The following is a 13157-nucleotide window of genomic DNA, read 5'->3' as shown; positions in this document are numbered from 1 at the left end:
CAAAACGCAAGTGAAGGAAACGCAATGAAGTATCGCAATGTAGGCAAGTCCGGACTCAAGGTCAGCGAGGTGGCGTTGGGCAGTTGGGTGACCGATCTCAAAGATACCGACGCCGAAGACGTCGCCAAAGAGACCGTCGACCTCGCCTTTGACAACGGCGTGAATTTCTTCGACTGTGCGGACGCCTATAGCGGCGGCGCGGCCGAACGCTTCTTCGGAGACGTGCTTTCGCGCTTCCCTCGTCGCGAGCTTGTCGTCTCGTCCAAGGTCTACTTCCCGACCGGGCCAGGCGTCAACGACCGAGGCCTGAGCCGCAAGCATATTTTCGAAAGCTGCGAGCAGAGCCTGAAGAACATGAAGCTCGATTATCTTGATCTCTACTACTGCCATCGTTTCGACGAGACATGCGATCTCGAGGAGACGCTGCGCGCGCTGAGCGACCTCGTGTCTCAAGGCAAGATCCTCTACTATGGCGTGTCCGAGGAGTGGGGAGGCGCCCGTCTGCAGGAGGCCCAGCGCATCATCGAGCGCTTTGGTCTGCATCCGCTCACCGTGGTGCAGCCGCAGTACAATCTCGCCGACCGCTACATCGAACACGAGATCATGGGCGTGTGCGAGCGTCTCGGCATCGGCATCACCACGTTCTCCCCGCTGAGCCAGGGATTGCTCACCGGCAAGTACCGCAAGGGCCAGCCGATTCCGGCGGGCTCCCGCGCCACATGGCAGGCCGACCATCAGATCAACGACATGCTCACCGACCGGAACCTCGACATGGTCGAGGAGCTGATCAAGGTGGCCGACGGGCTGGGAGTCAACCTGGCCATCATGTCGATGGCGTGGATTCTGCAGCACCCGCAGATCAGCTGTGTGATCGCCGGTGCCAGCAAGCCCAGCCAGCTGGAGAACAACATCAAGGCATCCGGCTTCGTCATCCCCGACGACGCGATGGCCGAAATCGACCGTATCACCGGTTTCCAGCGCTTCGAACGCCACGTCGGCTGATCCGAGCTTCCGCTCTTGCGGCCTCCCGCCTTCTTGTGGCGGATGGGAGGCCGCAAGAAGGCGGAGATGGTATTCGCTTCGAAGGCGACGATTTTTCGCGGTCGCCGTTGTTGCGCACGGCTATACGTGGGCCGTTGCGCATGGCGATCGAGCCATGGATGGGCCATGCGCGACATTTTTCCGATACGGTACACTGCGAAGGTATGAGCGAACTAACGATACGCAGGGCCGTCAATGCGGACATCCCCGAACTCAACCGTCTACTGCATCAGGTGTTGGAGGTGCATCACGCAGGCCGCCCGGACCTGTTCAAAGGCGGTGTGACGAAATACACCGACGCCGAACTCGCAGGCCTTATCGCATCGGATGAAACCCCGATTTTCGTGGCCGTCGCCGCGAACCCGGCCGCGGATGACTCGGCGAATCCGTCCGAAGAGGCGCCGCAACCCGTGCTCGGCTACGCGTTCTGCCAGTTCCAGCGCCATCCGAACGACAACATCCTCACCGACATCACCACCCTGTACGTGGACGACATCTGCGTGGATGAGGCGGCGCGCGGCAAGCACGTCGGCAGCGCGCTCTATCATCACGTGCTCGCCTTCGCCAAGGAATCCGGCTGCCACAACCTGACCCTCAACGTCTGGTCCTGCAATCCCGGCGCCCAAGCCTTCTACGAACGCATGGGACTGACCCCCTACCGCATCGGCATGGAGCAGCTCCTCTAACGCGGGCCGACGGCCTCCTACAATAGGGCGGTATGACAGACGGGCGACGGATCGGCGGCGCGGACCATATCGAAATCCGCGGCGCGCGCGTGAACAATCTCAAGAACGTGGATGTGGACATCCCGCTGAACCAACTGGTCGCCGTGGCGGGCGTTTCCGGCTCGGGCAAATCCTCGCTCGCTTTGGACGTGCTCTACGCGGAAGGCTCACGCCGCTACCTCGACGCGCTGTCGACCTACACGCGCCGTCGCATGTCGCAGGCGCAACGGCCACAAATCGACGAAGCCCGCTACCTGCCGCCCGCATTGGCCCTGCGGCAGCGGCCGGGCGTGGGCGGCGTGCGCTCCACCTTCGGCACGATGACCGAACTACTCAACGTGCTGCGCCTCATGTTCTCCCGACTGGCCCACCATCGTTGCCCCAACGGGCATTACCATGCGCCGACCATCGCAGTGGCCGCCGAAACTCCGTTCTTCTGCGACGAATGCGGCGCACGCATCGACGCGCCGGGAGCGGAGATGCTCGCCTTCAACTCCACCGGCGCATGCGCCCGCTGCCAAGGCACCGGCCTGGTGCGCGACGTGGACGACTCGACCTTGGTGCCGGACGATTCGCTCACCATCGACGAAGGCGCGGTGCTGCCGTGGAAGATGTTCGGCTGGCGCGTGCAGAGCGACATCGCCCGCGAATTCGGCGTGCGCACCGACGTGCCCTTCCGCGACCTGACGAGCAAGGAACGCGACATCGTGTTCAACGGGCCGGAAGAGAAGAAACACATCGTCGTCACCTCGATGAAAGGCGTGCACGAACTCGACTTCACCTTCCGCAACGCGCGCCTCACCGTCACTAAAGAGCTGGAACGCGCCGGCGACGAAAAACGCCTCGCCCGCGTGATGCGATTCGTCACCGAACACACCTGCCCCGACTGCGACGGCACGCGACTGAGCGAAGCCGCCCGATGGCCGCTGATCGAAGGCATCAACCTCGCCCAAGCCACCGCCATGACATTGGACGACGCTCTGGCATGGGTGTGCGGCGTGCCCGCCGGCCTGCCGGACGAGATGCGGCCGATGGGACAGGCCCTGGCCGACACATTCGACGATATGGGGCAAAGACTGCTGCAACTCGGCCTCGGATATTTGGGATTGGACCGTTCCGGCGAATCCCTCTCCACCGGCGAACGCCAACGCGCCCAACTCGCCCGCGCCGTACGCAACGAAACCACCGGCGTGCTGTACGTGCTCGACGAACCCTCCACCGGCCTACATCCGGCGAATATGGAAGGCCTGGTCGGCGTGATGCGCGACCTGCTGGGCGACGGCAACTCGGTCGTATTCGTCGACCACGACGTGAACGTGCTGCGCGCCGCCGACCATTTCATCGAAATGGGACCCGGCGCGGGCGTGAACGGCGGGCGCGTCATCGCGCAAGGCTCGCCGGACGAAATCGCCGCCGATCCGAACTCGCGCATCGCGGGATTCATCGCCGGCAGCGAACCCGTGCTCGTACGTGAACGGCGAGCGGCGGATGACGATGACAATGTGCATTGGCTGCGTATGCGTACCGATGCGATTCACACCGTGCGGCCGTTGGACGTGGCGATTCCGGTCGGCCGGCTCACCGCCGTCACCGGCGTCTCCGGCTCGGGCAAAACCACGATGGTACTCGAATCGTTGGTGCCCGCTCTGCAAGCCATGGTCGAAAGGCGTGCGCTGCCGAAGCATGTGAAATCGCTCGATTCCGCGGGCATCGACACGGTACGCATCGTGGACTCCACACCCATCGGCATCAACGTGCGTTCCACCCTCGCCACCTACAGCGGCATCATGGACCTGCTGCGCCGCGCGTTTGCCGCCACCGACGAGGCGCGCGCCCGCGGGCTCGCGCTCGCCGACTTCTCCTACAACACCGGCTCGCTGCGTTGCCCGCAATGCGATGGCGCGGGCCGTGTCAACCTGGACGTGCAGTTCCTGCCGGATGTGACGATCGCCTGTCCCGCCTGCGAAGGCACGCGCTACCGCGACGATGTGAACGGCATACGGCTTGCGGTGGGGGAGCGGCGTATGACCATGCCGCAGATCCTCGCCATGAGCGTCGACGCGCTGCTCGACATATTTGAAGGGCGCGCTCCGCAAAATTCGCAAGCGGTCGCCGACGCGACGCTCAAACGCATCGCCAAAGCGTTGCGCACCCTGCATGATCTGGGGCTCGGCTATCTCACGCTTGGCGAGGACACGCCGTCATTGTCGGGCGGGGAGGCGCAGCGGCTCAAACTCTCCAACGAGCTCGGCAAGAAACAGCGCACCTCGCTGTTCGTGCTCGACGAGCCCACGGTCGGCCTGCATCCGCTGGATGTGCGCACGCTGATCGGCGTGCTGCAACGGCTGCTCGACGGCGGTGCCACCATCGTGGTCATCGAACATGACCTCGACCTGATCGCCAACGCCGACCATGTCATCGACATGGGGCCGGGCGGCGGCGAACAAGGCGGCCGCATCGTCGCCTCCGGCTCGCCCGCCGACGTTGCCGCCACCGTCGAATCGCTGACGGGCCGCTATCTGCGGGCGCAGTTGAACTGACGGCCGGCGTATGCGGCCGATTCGGTGCGTTCTCCTACGACGCGGTGCGCGACGTTGTCGTGAGCTGTTGACGTCGAAGTCGACATTCGTCGCAGGCCTGACGATTCGTGAATCTCAGCTTTTCCGCCTCTTCAAACGCCGCTAACGTCTGCGGCGGGCTTCACGGGGTGGCGGATGACGGTTTTGAGATTTTCGGGCTTGCATTTGCGCGGGTCGCCCAGATAGATCTCGTGATGGTGACGCGAAGCGCTGAAGTCGAGCGCATATCCCTGATCTGCGGCGTAGGCCTCAAGCGTGGTGACGGTGGCGGGCTCGTCATCGTATGGTCCTTTGTGCATAATCTGCGCGACCGTGCCCTCGTCGAAATCGAACAGGAACGCGCGAGAGGCATCCGCTTCGGGGTGTTTAGTAGCGAACTGCTCACGAGCGTGCTCGAACACCTCCGGCGTGACGAATTCAGGCAGTCGAATCATCGCAATCCAGTGAAAATCGGATTTGCGCGAAAAGTCGATGCCGGCCAGCATACCGTCTTCGGCGCTGTCGTCGGTCATCCACCATAGCCCTTCCAACGGCGGCACCACGTAGTCGAAATAGCCGTCGATCCGGTCGTCGGGGTTCTTGGACATCTTGCTCATCTTGATGGTGAACGAAATGCCGTACAACAGCTGCATCGCCGTTTGATAGTCGCCGCTCTCTTCGTTCGGGTCGCCCTCTCCTTCGACCGCCACGAAGCTCATACGAGGCACCTCGACGATTGCCGGCTTGGTTTTCGGCTGATACAGATCTTTGTATTCCTTCTTATAATCGAACGGCATATCTTCTCCTCGAGTGGGCTTCCGTGTCGCACGGCATCGTGCATCCAAGTCCTATTGTATGGAGAGTGCCGGATTCTGTTGGGAAAGTGCCGGATTCTGTTGGAAGAGTGCCGGATTCTGTTGGGAAAGTGCCGGATTCCATAGGGAAAGTGAATGGATTGATATATGCGATAGACATTTGATATGGGAGCGGTGGGGTGCTGTAATACCTGCATATCAGGCCAAATCATATGCAGAAAGTGCAGAAAGACGAGGATCGCAATGGCTGAAGAGTATTACATCGCACCGTTGAGCGACGCCGTGGAACGCAGGCACGTCTCCTACCCCAACCGTTACGGATATACGATCGCGGGCGACCTGTACGTCGCCAAAACGGCCGATCTGACCGGCGAAACCAAACTGCCCGCGATCATCGTCGGCGCGCCCTACGGCGGCGTCAAGGAGCAGGGTCCTTGCGTCTACGCGAACGAGCTCGCCCAGCGCGGCTTCGTGGTGCTCACCTTCGACCCGTGCCATATGGGCGAATCCTCGGGCGAGCCGCGCCACGTCTCCTCGCCCGACCTGTTCACCGAGAACTTCAGCGCCGGCGTCGACTATCTCGGACTGCAAGACTTCGTGGACCGCGAGCGCATCGGCGCGATCGGCATCTGCGGCTCGGGCGGCTTCGCCCTGTCCGCCGCGCAGATGGATCCGCGCATCAAGGCCGTCGCCACCGCAAGCATGTACGATATGACCGCTGCCGCACGTCTCGGTATGGACGCGCAGGCCATCGCCGCGCGCAAGGAGCAGCTGGCCCGCCAGCGTTGGGTGGATGCCGAAAACGGCTATCCCGAATACAATCCGTACTTCCCTGATCAGCCGCTCGACGAGGTGCCGGCCGAACTGGATGAGCTCACCGCCGAATGGTTCCGTTTCTACGCGTTGAAGCGCGGCTTCCACCCGCGTTCCCGCGGCGGCTTCACCACCACCAGCGACATGGCGTTCATGAACTATCGTCTGCTCGACTTCATCGAGGAGATCTCGCCGCGTCCGATCATGTTCATCGTCGGCGACCGCGCCCACTCGCGCTTCTTCAGCGAGAACGCCTTCGCTGCCGCCAAGGAGCCGAAGCGCATGGTCGTGGTGGACGACGCGGAGCACATCGACCTGTACGACCGCACCGACCGCATCCCCTTCGACCAGATTGAGGAGTTCTTCGCCACCAGCCTCAAGTGACGCACAGCGTCATATCGAAGGCGTACCGATGGCCGTCCGAGAGTGACCGATCTCTCGGACGGCCATCCGCGTCGCAACCATCACCTGTCCGCGCAAAGAGAAAGACGCAACACCACAATGAACAGACCGTATATCTTCTGCCATATGATGACCTCGCTTGACGGCAAGATCATGGGCAAATACATGAGCACGCCGGAGGGCGACGAGGCCGGTGCCGTGTTCGATTCGATCACCTTCGGAGACAACCCGTACTACAAGCACCAGGGCTGGCTGTCCGGCCGTGTGACCACCGACGACAACTTCACTTTCTACGCCGAACCCGAACTCGACGAGACGGCCGAGGAAGTCCCGGAAGGCGATTACGTGGCCGAGACGACCGGCATGTATTACGTGTCGGTCGACCCGTCCGGCAGACTCGGCTGGAAGCGCAACAGCCTCACCTACGCGGGCACCACCGCGCAGGTCGTCGAAGTGCTGACCGGCAAAGTCTCCAACGCATATAAAGCGTTCCTGCGCAGGCTCAACATCTCCTACATCATCGCCGGCGACGACGCTCTCGACTATGCGGTGGCGCTCGCCAAGCTCAAGGAATTGTTCGGAGTCGAGACGTTGATGCTTGGCGGTGGCGGCGTGCTCAACTGGTCGTTCATCCAAGCGGGCATGTGCGACGAAGTGAGCATCGTCGTCGCGTCCGCTGCCGACGGATCGAACAGCACTCCCGCCCTGTTCGACACCCGAGAGGGCTTGTCCGATGACACTCCGGTCGGCTTCGAGCTGCAAAGCGCCGAAGTCAAGGACGGCAACACCCTGTGGCTGCGCTATCTGGTCAAGCAAGCGGCTTGAGTTGTGGCGAGTGAATATGACTGAAGGCGGGTGGCGCTATGCCGTCCGCCTTCAGCCTATGATGCGGTCGAGCGTGTGCGAGGGACGTTTGGTGTTGGATCGAAGAGGGTTTCGGCGGCATGCGAACGGCGAACGCCGACGGTGCCGCCTTATCGATGCGAACGCAGGAACGCTTGCGGGTGCAGGTATATGATGATGGCCGAACGGAGTGTGAAATACACGCAGAAATAAAACACGATATGCCAGATGGGCATCGTGGTATGCGTGCAATACCCCACAGCGGCGGTGAGGATTATCTTTCCCGCGAAGAACAGGAACCATGCCCGCACATATGACATGTCATGCCAGATGTAATAGACGCCGTCGATTTGCTCGACCGTCTTCTTGTGCCCCAAATACCACGCTTTCATGAGTGCGATGGCTGTGATCAGCGCCAGATCGAGAATTTCGGCCTTCGTGTGCACGCCGTCGTAGGCCTGCGTCAAACCCCAGAACAGCACGACGATCATGATGACGAAACGGCGTAGTCCGGCCTTCCTTTTGCGCATGCCGCCCAGCATCACATAGGCGAGATACGCGAGATACAGCGCAAGCGCGATAAGCAGTTGGAATAGCGGCAGTTCAAGTAGAAGCTGATCCATTAGTGGGAATCCCCCTTATAAGCGACACTGTTGCATAACGTGACACGCTGAATATAATGAGGAATCCGATGGCCGGCAACCATCACACGAACGACATATGTACGTTGCGCGACAGGTCCGCCTATGTGTTGCGCAAATGATGGGGGCGAGTATGGATTTGCGCACTCGTTACACGTTGGACGCCATCGACAAGGCGTTCTTTCAGCTACTTCGGGAACAGCCCTTGGAGACAATCACCGTTTCGCAGATATGCAAGCTCGCGCAAATCAACCGCTCCACCTTCTACCGGTATTACGGTGGTGCGCATGACCTGGTGGAGCATTGCATCGATGATGTGCTCGATTCCGTGCGTGGGGAGCTTCAATCCAATGCCGATGACATGCGTGCGTGTTTCAACCTGATTTTCGCCACGCTGCATGAGCATAGGGATTTGTTCGCGCTGTTGCGCGAACAGGGGGCGTTGCGCGATCTGTCGGCCTATTTCTTCCGGTATTTCTCCACCCTATCCGAGCAAAATCATTCGACTCTGCGGCATTACTTCCTGTATTACGGATTCGTAGGGGTATTCCGCTACTGGTTGGAGCGCGGCATGGTGGAAAGCCCGGAAGAGATCGCGGCCGAGGCGTATGACCTGTATCGCAAACTCTCGTCGTAGAGGGTCAGCTTCGGGCTGGGGTGATCATGGTGAGCATCATGATCGACGGTTCCTGCGCGACGATGGCATGCGGGATGCGGGTGGGGAAGTAGACCAGTCCACCCGGTGCCAACTCCACGGTCTTTCCGTTGCCGGTGATGGTGAGATGGCCCTTGAGGGTCTGCACGAACACCGGCATCGCGGCGGTGTGCTCGCTGAGCTCCTGTCCTTTGTCGAAACTGAACAGCACCACATTGCCGCCCTCGTGCTCCATCACCGTGCGGGAGACGGTCGCCTCATCCTGCACGCTGACCAGCGGCGTCAGGTCGTCGATGAACCCCATCTCCATCTCGTCATGAACGGCGTTGTTCTCGGTCATGGAAACTCCTTTCGTGAATGGAAGTCGTCGATACGCACCAGCTTACCCGCGTGCGGGGCGGTGCGGGCGCATCAGTCGCGCTCGTATTCGATGAGCATGAAGTGCGGAGTCGAAGGATTTCACCACGCTTGCTGTCAAAATGTTGAGATCCTTCGACTCCGGCCTGCGGCCTGCGCTCAGGATGACGTTGATAATGGTTATTCGTCATGCTGAGCGGAGTGTAACGGAGTCGAAGCATCTCCACAGGATGACGGTGGGGAGGGCTCGGCTTGGGATGGCAGGATGGGGTCGGTCTGGGATGGCGGGATAGGTCGCTTGGAATGACGAAGTCGGCGCAATTGCTGCGTCTGTTTGGGCTGATGTGTACAGTATGGAGCCGATGAACAGCAAGAACCCCCGCCAACTGGTCCCTATGTCGGACCTGTTCGACTGAACCGATTCCGCACGTCCCGCGGCGGACCGACGCATCCCGCGTGCCAGACGCGTCAGACGCGTCAGACGTGCCTGCCGTGCGCATGAAGCCCGCGGCGCGGCCTACGACGCATCAATCGAATTCAGAACAATCTTTCCAAGGGTTTATCCATCATTATGACCAACAATCACACGAACAACTCCGCCCAAACCGCCCCCAACGGCGGCAAACAGGCCGTCGAAGGCAAACTCATCATCGTGGTGGTCGCGCTCGCGATCCTCACCTTCCTCGGCGTGCTCTCCGAGACCAGCCTCAACATCGCCTACTCCGCGCTGATGACGGAATTCTCCATCTCCGCATCCGTGGTGCAATGGCTCACCACCGGCTATCTGCTGCTGCTGTCGGTGTCGATCCCCACTTCGCCGTACCTCGTGCGCACCTTCTCCACCAAAACGCTGTTCGTCACGGCGGTCGCCATCTTCACCGCGGGCACCCTGCTGGGCGCGGTGGCCCTGAACTTTCCGATGCTGCTCGCCGCCAGGCTGATTATGGCGCTCGGCACCGGCATTTCGCTGCCGCTGCTGACCAATATCATCCTCGAAAAAGCGCCGCTCGAACAGCGCGGCATGATGCTCGGCCTCGTCAGTCTCGTCACCTGCGTGGCGCCCGCCATCGGACCCGTGTTCGGAGGCATGGTGATGGCCTATCTCGACTGGCATTGGATCTTCTACGCGATGCTGCCGTTCCTCGTGTTGTCGCTTGTGCTCGGCACGGCCACCGTTCCCGACATCCGCAAGGGGGAGCAGGGCTATATCTCCGTTCCCTCGCTGCTGGTGATCGCCCTCGGCCTGTCCGGACTCATCATGGCGGTGAGCTTCTACAGCGAATGGGGCGGCGACTGGCGTTTCTGGGCCACCCTGGTCGCCAGCGTCATCGTGCTCGCGCTGTTCGCCATGGCGCAGCTGAGGATGGAACATCCGCTGATCGAGGTGCGTGTGTTCTCCTATCCGGGATTCAGCCTTGGCATGCTCATTCTCATCATGAGCTCCGGCGGCGTGCTCGGCCTGAACTTCCTGTTGCCGATTCTGCTGCAGCGCGGCTTCGGCCAGACCAGCATCGCCGCGGCCCTGATCCTGCTGCCGGGCGCGATTATCGGCGCCGTCTCCGCGCCGCTGATCGGAGGTGCGCTGAAGAACCGCTTCCCACCTAAATTCATCATCTGCGGTTTCCTTGGCGTGAGCGTGATGGACGCCGTGCTGATGCTGGGCGGCGGCAACGAAACGGTGGTGGCGGTGGCGTTCGCCTTGTTCATGGCCGCTTCGGGATTCGTGCTCGTGCCCGACCAGACGCATGCGCTCAACCAGCTGCCGGACCGTATGAACGCCGATGGTTCGGCGGCGATGAACACCATCCAGCAGCTGGCCGGCGCGATCGGCACGGCGGTCGCCAGCGCGCTGATCACCGAGGCCAGCGCGGCCAACATGGCTCAGGGCATGAGCCAAGCCGATGCGTACGTCAGCGGATTCTCATCCAGCATGGCGGTGATGTTGGGCGTCGGATTGGCCGGCATCGTGCTCGCCGCGCTCATGTTCCGTTTCTCCACGCGCCGCGCTCCGGAACTCGTTCAGGTGTGACCTCGCTATAGGCGTGCGTTCGCCGCGTTCCTTTCGTCTTGCACCATCCGCCGCGCATGTTGCGGATGGTGTGGGAGCCGGCGCGCGTTATGGTTGGAGGACCAAGGTTGATTCCCGAAGACGGGAACGCCCGGGAACCAGACGACGAGGAAAGCGAGACGCTGATGACCGACGATACGACAACCACGAACGCCCGCGAATCCGCACCGGCAGGCGAACGCAACCAACAGGACCGACTGCCTGACCCGCGCGAGATAACCACCCGACACATGATCACGCTCGACGGACGCGAATGGACGTACGAGGCGACCGTCGGCACATTGAACATCGACACGGCGAAGGTCAAACCCGCCGCCAGCATCTTCTACGCGGCGTTCAACGCCGTCGACTCCGAAAGCGGCAAAACCGACCCGAACCGTCCGGTGACGTTCATCTTCAACGGCGGCCCCGGCTCGTCCTCGACGTTCCTGCTTATGGGATCCATCGCCCCCAAACGCATCAGCGTGCCCGACGCGGCACCCGTGCCCGCCGCGCCTTACGATCTGGTGGACAACGCGCACACGCTGTTGCCCGTTTCCGATCTCGTGTTCATCGACGCCGCGGGTGCCGGATTCTCCACCATCCTCGAGAAGGCCAAAAGCGAACTGTGGAGCGTGGACGGCGATGTGGCCGGTTTCAGCGCGTTCATCCGCCAATACCTGAGCAAATACCGCCGTTGGAATTCCCCCAAGTATGTGCTCGGTGAATCCTACGGCACCACGCGCGGCTCGGCGCTCGCCTACCGTCTGCAGCAGGACGGCGTTGCGCTCAACGGTCTGGTGCTCGTCTCGAACATCCTCGACTACGCGTTCACGCTCGACACCTCCGACCAGTTCTACGTCGGCTATTTCCCGACCTACGCCGCGGTGGCTCACTATCATGGCCGCGCCGGCGAGGGTGTCGACATCGCCGACCATCTGCAGGCCGCCCGCGCCTTCGCCAACGGTCCGCTGCGCCTGGCCCTGTCCGCGGGATCGTCGCTGGACGAGGAGACGAAGCGATCCGTGTCCGAACGCTACGCCGAACTGACCGGATTGGACGCGCGCTACGTCTACGAATCCGATCTGCGCGTGGTCGACATGCGATTCCGCAAGGCGCTGCTGCGCGGGTGGGATATGATCGTGGGCCGATACGACGGCCGTGTGGCCGGGTATGATCTCGACCGCATGAACGACGAGGAGACCTTCGTGGTGGACGATTCCTTCCTCGATCCCGCCTACTCCAGCCTCGCCAACGCGTATCTGCGCGACGAGCTCGGCTGGGATGGCAAGGAGGAGCGTCGCGGATTCGCCGACTTCGACTGGGATTCCACCGAACCCGGCAAGGGATGGGTCTGGTGGCATAAGCAGCCCGCCATGACGAAGTCCTCATGGGGATCGAACATCCCCTTCCCGAACGTGCTGCCCGATCTTGCCGCCGCGATCACGCACCAGCACACGCTGAAGGTGCTGGTGGCCAACGGCGTCTACGATTTGTGCACCCCGTTCGGACAGACCGAATATGACATCGACCATCTGGGATTGCCCGAGGCGTTGCGTGGCAATATCGCGTTCTCCTACTATCCGGCCGGACACATGCTGTACAGCGCCGAGCCGAGTTTGGCCAAATTCACCGCGGACCTGCGGCGCTTCTACGCCGCCGATGCGTCCGGCGTGTCCGCGCTCGACGAGCGTCCGGCACCCGTCGTTCCGAGAATCGCGTAGTGAGGGCGGATTCATTCGTTGGGATGAACCCGCCGGCGCGTGTCGTCTGAGAGAATGGTCGCTATGGGACGTTTTATCGCACAATGGATTACTTTGACGATCGCCGCCGGCGTGATGGTGTGGCTGACTCCGGGCATGCATGAGGTCGGCGGCAACACGCTGTTCGCCGTGGCCGGATTCGCGCTGTTCATGGCGCTAATCAACGCATCGATCAAACCGATCGTGCACCTGCTGGCCCTGCCGTTCTCCATCCTGAGTCTGGGTCTGGTGTCGCTGATCATCAACGTGTTGTTCATGAACCTCGCTTCGTGGCTGTCGGTGTCGATTTTCGGCTTCGGCATCGCGATCGACGGATTCTGGTGGGCGGTGCTCGGCTCGCTGATCATGGCGATCGTCTCCGGCATCGTCGGCGCCATCATCGGCGACTGAATCCGGCCCGAAGGCCCGCGTTATACGTGGCTTTCGGGGGATTGCGGTTGTCGGACTGCATGTTGCGGCCGCATCGGATGTGTCATAGGGCATATCCGGTGCGGCCA

At 61.7% G+C, this 13157-nt stretch carries 12 protein-coding genes; 9 read left to right on the top strand and 3 right to left on the bottom strand.

All coding sequences use genetic code 11. The features are described from left to right. Positions 1-24 precede the first annotated feature (24 nt). The 3 genes from AC1AV0_RS01150 to AC1AV0_RS01140 all read left to right on the top strand — a co-directional run bounded on the left by AC1AV0_RS01150 (position 25) and on the right by AC1AV0_RS01140 (position 4306). Entirely contained in the window at positions 25-1002 is a 978-nt protein-coding gene (locus AC1AV0_RS01150) for an aldo/keto reductase family protein (RefSeq protein ID WP_476570660.1), read from the top strand. 203 nt (positions 1003-1205) lie between these two features. Continuing rightward, positions 1206-1727: an N-acetyltransferase family protein gene (locus AC1AV0_RS01145; protein WP_476570659.1), complete on the top strand. Its 522-nt coding sequence runs from the start codon at positions 1206-1208 to the stop codon at positions 1725-1727. Between the two features lie 32 nt (positions 1728-1759). Next, positions 1760-4306, top strand: a complete 2547-nt coding sequence (locus tag AC1AV0_RS01140) for an excinuclease ABC subunit UvrA (RefSeq protein ID WP_476570658.1) — start codon at positions 1760-1762, stop codon at positions 4304-4306. A gap of 131 nt (positions 4307-4437) precedes the next feature. Here the strand turns inward: AC1AV0_RS01140 and AC1AV0_RS01135 are convergent, their stop codons facing one another. After that, positions 4438-5121 carry a GyrI-like domain-containing protein gene (locus tag AC1AV0_RS01135; RefSeq protein ID WP_476570657.1) on the bottom strand — a complete coding sequence of 228 codons (684 nt, stop codon included), beginning with the start codon at positions 5119-5121 and terminating at the stop codon, positions 4438-4440. A gap of 261 nt (positions 5122-5382) precedes the next feature. On the opposite strand from AC1AV0_RS01135, the gene AC1AV0_RS01130 reads away from it, so the two are divergent. Together AC1AV0_RS01130 and AC1AV0_RS01125 are read left to right on the top strand one after the other, a co-directional pair. Continuing rightward, positions 5383-6336: an alpha/beta hydrolase gene (locus AC1AV0_RS01130; RefSeq protein ID WP_476570656.1), complete on the top strand. Its 954-nt coding sequence runs from the start codon at positions 5383-5385 to the stop codon at positions 6334-6336. A gap of 117 nt (positions 6337-6453) precedes the next feature. Further along, positions 6454-7179: a dihydrofolate reductase family protein gene (locus AC1AV0_RS01125; RefSeq protein WP_476570655.1), complete on the top strand. Its 726-nt coding sequence runs from the start codon at positions 6454-6456 to the stop codon at positions 7177-7179. 149 nt (positions 7180-7328) lie between these two features. Here the strand turns inward: AC1AV0_RS01125 and AC1AV0_RS01120 are convergent, their stop codons facing one another. Continuing rightward, entirely contained in the window at positions 7329-7820 is a 492-nt protein-coding gene (locus tag AC1AV0_RS01120) for a hypothetical protein (RefSeq protein WP_476570654.1), read from the bottom strand. A 151-nt stretch (positions 7821-7971) separates the two neighbouring features. Between AC1AV0_RS01120 and AC1AV0_RS01115 the strand changes: the two genes are divergently transcribed. After that, positions 7972-8475 carry a TetR/AcrR family transcriptional regulator gene (locus AC1AV0_RS01115; protein ID WP_476570653.1) on the top strand — a complete coding sequence of 168 codons (504 nt, stop codon included), beginning with the start codon at positions 7972-7974 and terminating at the stop codon, positions 8473-8475. Between the two features lie 4 nt (positions 8476-8479). Here the strand turns inward: AC1AV0_RS01115 and AC1AV0_RS01110 are convergent, their stop codons facing one another. Then, positions 8480-8833, bottom strand: coding sequence for a cupin domain-containing protein (locus tag AC1AV0_RS01110; RefSeq protein WP_476570652.1), 354 nt, complete (start codon positions 8831-8833; stop codon positions 8480-8482). A gap of 588 nt (positions 8834-9421) precedes the next feature. On the opposite strand from AC1AV0_RS01110, the gene AC1AV0_RS01105 reads away from it, so the two are divergent. The 3 genes from AC1AV0_RS01105 to AC1AV0_RS01095 all read left to right on the top strand — a co-directional run bounded on the left by AC1AV0_RS01105 (position 9422) and on the right by AC1AV0_RS01095 (position 13050). Beyond that, complete coding sequence (locus tag AC1AV0_RS01105) at positions 9422-10879, top strand: DHA2 family efflux MFS transporter permease subunit (protein ID WP_476570651.1); 1458 nt, start codon at positions 9422-9424, stop codon at positions 10877-10879. 164 nt (positions 10880-11043) lie between these two features. Then, the gene (locus tag AC1AV0_RS01100; protein WP_476570650.1) at positions 11044-12621 is read left to right on the top strand and encodes a S10 family peptidase; all 1578 of its coding nucleotides are present in this window, start codon (positions 11044-11046) and stop codon (positions 12619-12621) included. A gap of 63 nt (positions 12622-12684) precedes the next feature. After that, on the top strand, positions 12685-13050 hold the full coding sequence (locus AC1AV0_RS01095; protein WP_476570649.1) for a phage holin family protein: 366 nt from the start codon (positions 12685-12687) through the stop codon (positions 13048-13050). Positions 13051-13157: the final 107 nt, after the last annotated feature.

The organism is Bifidobacterium sp. LH_558 (assembly GCF_056356295.1).
Note: the sequence above shows the minus strand (reverse complement) of the source record. Positions and strands in the feature narration are given on the sequence as shown.

Excerpts from the sequence above, each read along its gene's own strand:
- AC1AV0_RS01150 (WP_476570660.1), top strand. The coding sequence starts at position 25 with ATGAAGTATCGCAATGTAGGCAAGTCCGGACTCAAGGTCAGCGAGGTG.
- AC1AV0_RS01145 (WP_476570659.1), top strand. The coding sequence starts at position 1,206 with ATGAGCGAACTAACGATACGCAGGGCCGTCAATGCGGACATCCCCGAA.
- AC1AV0_RS01140 (WP_476570658.1), top strand. The coding sequence starts at position 1,760 with ATGACAGACGGGCGACGGATCGGCGGCGCGGACCATATCGAAATCCGC.
- AC1AV0_RS01135 (WP_476570657.1), bottom strand. The coding sequence starts at position 5,121 with ATGCCGTTCGATTATAAGAAGGAATACAAAGATCTGTATCAGCCGAAA.
- AC1AV0_RS01130 (WP_476570656.1), top strand. The coding sequence starts at position 5,383 with ATGGCTGAAGAGTATTACATCGCACCGTTGAGCGACGCCGTGGAACGC.
- AC1AV0_RS01125 (WP_476570655.1), top strand. The coding sequence starts at position 6,454 with ATGAACAGACCGTATATCTTCTGCCATATGATGACCTCGCTTGACGGC.
- AC1AV0_RS01120 (WP_476570654.1), bottom strand. The coding sequence starts at position 7,820 with ATGGATCAGCTTCTACTTGAACTGCCGCTATTCCAACTGCTTATCGCG.
- AC1AV0_RS01115 (WP_476570653.1), top strand. The coding sequence starts at position 7,972 with ATGGATTTGCGCACTCGTTACACGTTGGACGCCATCGACAAGGCGTTC.
- AC1AV0_RS01110 (WP_476570652.1), bottom strand. The coding sequence starts at position 8,833 with ATGACCGAGAACAACGCCGTTCATGACGAGATGGAGATGGGGTTCATC.
- AC1AV0_RS01105 (WP_476570651.1), top strand. The coding sequence starts at position 9,422 with ATGACCAACAATCACACGAACAACTCCGCCCAAACCGCCCCCAACGGC.
- AC1AV0_RS01100 (WP_476570650.1), top strand. The coding sequence starts at position 11,044 with ATGACCGACGATACGACAACCACGAACGCCCGCGAATCCGCACCGGCA.
- AC1AV0_RS01095 (WP_476570649.1), top strand. The coding sequence starts at position 12,685 with ATGGGACGTTTTATCGCACAATGGATTACTTTGACGATCGCCGCCGGC.